The organism is Inquilinus limosus MP06 (assembly GCF_000767795.1).
Taxonomy (GTDB): domain Bacteria; phylum Pseudomonadota; class Alphaproteobacteria; order DSM-16000; family Inquilinaceae; genus Inquilinus; species Inquilinus limosus_E.
Genome location: NZ_JANX01000634.1, coordinates 1 through 3,393, shown reverse-complemented (window position 1 = coordinate 3,393; position 3,393 = coordinate 1). Strand labels below are relative to the sequence as shown.

Sequence of the window (3,393 nt, the reverse complement as noted above, 5' to 3'; positions counted from 1 at the left end):
ATGCGGCCGGCCAGCTTCGGCCCGACGCCCTCGGCCCGGGCCAGCATCGCCTTGTCGCCGGCGGCGACGGCGGTGGCCACCTGGTCCGGCGACAGCACCGACAGGATGGCCAGCGCCACCTTGGCGCCCACCCCCTGCACCGTGGTCAGCAGGCGGAACCAGTCGCGCTCCGTCGTGTCGGCGAAGCCGTAGAGATGGATGTGGTCCTCGCGCACATGGGTCTCGACATGCAGCGCCACCGCCTCGCGCGGGCCGCCGAGCAGGCCGAGGGTGCGGCGCGAGCAGAACACCAGATAGCCGACGCCGCTGCAGTCGATCACCGCATGGTCGGCCCCGGCGCTGTCCAGCAGGCCGCGCAGCCGGGCGATCATCGCGCCACCTGCAGCCGGATGCCGGCGATGCTGGCCTCAGTCTGGCGGTGATGGGCATGGCAGATCGCCACGGCCAGCGCATCGGCCGCGTCCGGGGTCCGGAAGGTGGTGCCGGGCAGCAGCATGCGCACCATATGCTGCACCTGGGTCTTGTCGGCATGGCCGGCGCCGACCACCGACTTCTTGATGTGGTTGGCGCCGTATTCCGCGACCCGCAGCCCGGCCAGGGCCGGCACCAGCAGCACAACGCCGCGGGCCAGGCCCAGCTTCAGGGTCGAGGTCGGGTTCTTGTTGACGAAGGTCTCCTCGACCGCCGCCTCGTCCGGCGCCCATTCCCGCAGCACCGCGGCCAGCCCGTCATGCAGCTGCACCAGGCGGATGGCGAGGTCGGCCTTGTCGTCGGAATCGACGCTGCCGTCGGCGATGTAGCGCAACCGGTTGCCGTCGACATCCAGGACGCCCCAGCCGGTGTGGCGCAGCCCGGGGTCGAGGCCGAGGATCCTCATCGGCGCCCCATCCCCCCTGTCTTCGCCATCCCGCGCTCCATATCCCCTCCGCCGGCTCAGGCCGTGAGCCGCGCCATGACGTCGTCGGGGATCTCGAAATTGGCCGAGACCCGCTGCACGTCGTCGCTGTCCTCGAGCGTGTCGAGCAGCTTCAGCAGTGACGCCGCCTGCTCCTCGTTCAGCGCCACGCTGTTCAGCGGCCGCCAGACCAAGCCCGAGGAATCCGGCGCGCCGAACTTCTCCTCCAGCGCATCGCGCACGGCGGCGAAGCCCTCGACCGTGGTGGTCACGGTGTGGGTCTCGTCATCGCTCTGCACGTCGTCGGCGCCGGCCTCCAGCGCCGCCTCGAACATGGCATCGGCGCTGGCCGCCTTGATCGGGAACACCAGCTCGCCGACCCGGTTGAACATGAAGCTGACCGAGTTGGTCTCGCCCAGCGACCCGCCATGCTTGGCGAAGATCGAACGGACATCCGCCGCGGTGCGGTTGCGGTTGTCGGTCAACGCCTCGACGATCACGGCGATGCCAGCCGGGCCGTAGCCCTCGTAGCGGATCTCGACATAGTCGCTGTCGTTGCCGTCACCGGTGGCGCGCTTGATCGCCCGGTCGATGTTGTCCTTCGGCATGTTCTCCTTGCGCGCGGCCTGGATGGCGGCGCGCAGGCGCGGGTTCATCGCCGGGTCGGGCAGGCCGAGCTTGGCGGAAACGGTGATCTCGCGCTGGAGCTTGGTGAAGATCTTGGCCCGCTTGGCGTCCTGCGCGCCTTTGCGGTGCATGATGTTCTTGAACTGTGAATGACCGGCCATGGGCAGTGCCTGACTGACTTGGAGAGTTCGCGGCGCGAGAGATATGCGGCCGGACGGGCGACGGCAAGCGCCACCGCACGCTCACTGGCGCCGCGTTAGGCCCAGATTATGGCGGTTCTGTGGCCCGGAGGGAAGGGGCACGAATATTTCCAGGCACGGATATTCCGTTTCCCAGCAATCAGATAGGCGCAATTTCAAAGAAATCAGATGAATGGCTCAGCCAGTGGGCTCGGCTGGGCCGAAGCCGCTCGGCCAGGCCGGCGCCAACCGGCCGCCGATCCGCAGCGGCTCGACCTTGCGGGCGAGTCCCGTGGTCTCGTCGGTCTCCAGCACCAGGCCGCAGATCGTCGGCTGGCCCTCCGCCGGCGTCAGCCGCTCGGTCGGCATCTTGCGGATGAAACGGGCGACCGCCGGCTCCTTCACCATGCCGATGACGCTGTCATAGTCGCCGCACATGCCGGCGTCGGTCTGGTAGGCGGTGCCGCCGCGCAGGATGTGCAGGTCCGCGGTCGGAATGTGGGTGTGGGTGCCGACCACCAGCGTCACCCTTCCGTCCAGGTGATGGCCCATGGCCATCTTCTCGCTCGACGCCTCGCCGTGGAAGTCGACGATGATGGCATCGACCACGCCCGGCATTGCCATGTCGGCCAGCAGCCGGTCGACCGCGGCGAAGGGATCGTCCAGCGCGTCCATGAACAGCCGCGCCATGATGTTGACCACCAGCACTTGGCGGCCGCCGCGAGCCTGCAGCAGGGTGGCCCCGCGCCCCGGCGTGCCGGCCGGGAAATTGGCCGGGCGCACCATCCGCGAGTCGCGGTCGATGGTGCCCAGCAGCTCACGCTGGTCCCAGACATGGTTGCCGGTGGTCAGGCAATCGACGCCCGACTCGTAGAACTCCTCGGCGATCTTCGGGGTGATGCCGAAGCCGCCGGCCGAGTTCTCGCCATTGACCACCACGAAGTCGAGGTCGAGGCGCTGGCGCAGCCGCGGCACCTGCTCCATCACCGCCACGCGGGCGGCACGGCCGACGACATCACCCAGGAACAGAATGCGCATCCGAAATCCGTCTCACACACCAATGCGGATCGCCTCGCGATCCGTCACGATCCAATCCAGGGCCTCGTCGTGCAGGCCGACCGGCACCGCCGTGACCTCCTGCCCGGCATAGCCGATGCCGACCGCCAGCACGGTCTTCCGCGCCCGCAGCCCGGCCAGGGTGCGGTCGTAGAAGCCGGCGCCGTAGCCCATGCGGAAGCCCTTGCGGTCGAAGCCGAGCAGCGGCACGAACAGAAGATCCGGCACCCGCTCCGGCACCGAGGGTGCCGGCACCGACACGCCGAACACGCCATCGACCAGCGGCGCCTCGGGCGTCCAGTCGCGGAACACCAGTGGCTGGCCCCTGCCCTGCACCACCGGCACGCAGGCGGCATGGCCGCGGTCGATCGCGGCGCGCAGGAGCGGCAGCGGATCGAGCTCGTCGTCGATCGGCAGGTAGCCGCTGACCACCCCGCCGGGCGGCAGCGGGATCGCCCGCAGCACGTTGTCGCGCAGCCGCTCGCCCGCCCCGGCGCCGTGCGCGGCGTGATAGGCGGCACGGCGCTCCCGCGCCGCAGCCCGGAACGCCTTCTTGGCGTCGCGCAGCTCGGTCCCGTCAGGCATTGCGGCTGGGGAAGAAAGAGGTGGTAGCGGAGCCGCATCGGCCGGTGGTCA

At 69.7% G+C, this 3,393-nt stretch carries 5 protein-coding genes; all 5 read right to left on the bottom strand.

What is annotated here, in order from left to right:
• The coding region (ruvA, locus tag P409_RS29905) for a Holliday junction branch migration protein RuvA (RefSeq protein ID WP_034847003.1) at positions 1 to 371 on the bottom strand (371 nt) is incomplete at its 3' end.
• Positions 368 to 877, bottom strand: a complete 510-nt coding sequence (gene ruvC, locus P409_RS29900) for a crossover junction endodeoxyribonuclease RuvC (RefSeq protein WP_034847001.1) — start codon at positions 875 to 877, stop codon at positions 368 to 370. The genes ruvC and ruvA, both read right to left, overlap by 4 nt.
• Before the next feature lie 56 nt (positions 878 to 933).
• Positions 934 to 1,683: a YebC/PmpR family DNA-binding transcriptional regulator gene (locus P409_RS29895; RefSeq protein ID WP_034846999.1), complete on the bottom strand. Its 750-nt coding sequence runs from the start codon at positions 1,681 to 1,683 to the stop codon at positions 934 to 936.
• A 216-nt stretch (positions 1,684 to 1,899) separates the two neighbouring features.
• Complete coding sequence (locus tag P409_RS29890; protein ID WP_034846997.1) at positions 1,900 to 2,739, bottom strand: TIGR00282 family metallophosphoesterase; 840 nt, start codon at positions 2,737 to 2,739, stop codon at positions 1,900 to 1,902.
• 12 nt (positions 2,740 to 2,751) lie between these two features.
• Entirely contained in the window at positions 2,752 to 3,342 is a 591-nt protein-coding gene (locus P409_RS29885; protein WP_034846995.1) for a 5-formyltetrahydrofolate cyclo-ligase, read from the bottom strand.
• Between the last annotated feature and the right edge of the window lie 51 nt (positions 3,343 to 3,393).

Coding starts and splice junctions, on each gene's coding strand:
- ruvC (WP_034847001.1), bottom strand. CDS start 877: ATGAGGATCCTCGGCCTCGACCCCGGGCTGCGCCACACCGGCTGGGGC.
- P409_RS29895 (WP_034846999.1), bottom strand. CDS start 1,683: ATGGCCGGTCATTCACAGTTCAAGAACATCATGCACCGCAAAGGCGCG.
- P409_RS29890 (WP_034846997.1), bottom strand. CDS start 2,739: ATGCGCATTCTGTTCCTGGGTGATGTCGTCGGCCGTGCCGCCCGCGTG.
- P409_RS29885 (WP_034846995.1), bottom strand. CDS start 3,342: ATGCCTGACGGGACCGAGCTGCGCGACGCCAAGAAGGCGTTCCGGGCT.